Raw genomic sequence first — 237 nt, forward strand, 5'->3', positions numbered from 1 at the left:
CGTCTACTCGCTAAAGAAGGGGAAAGGGGCGTTCCTGAGTGAGATACGCAGGCCTTCTTCCGTGTGGTGGCGGGTCCGCATCGGCGGCGTTGAAGTACAAATACGCGGCCTAGTGCTTGGCCTGTTCGGTGACGTCACCGCGTTCGAGAAGCGGGCGCGTCAGTGGGCAGAAGAAAACCTCCCCAACCAAGAAGAAAACTGGGACGAAGACTGGCTGGAGGACCTGCAATGAGCGCG

Annotated in this window: 1 protein-coding gene; it reads left to right on the forward strand. The window is 59.5% G+C overall.

The annotated features are described in order from the left end of the window. On the forward strand, positions 1-232 hold a 232-nt coding region (locus tag QP415_RS12890), incomplete at its 5' end, for a hypothetical protein (RefSeq protein ID WP_285100337.1). Positions 233-237 lie beyond the last annotated feature (5 nt).

This window comes from Pauljensenia sp. UMB3104 (assembly GCF_030217285.1).
Classification (GTDB): Bacteria; Actinomycetota; Actinomycetes; order Actinomycetales; family Actinomycetaceae; genus Pauljensenia.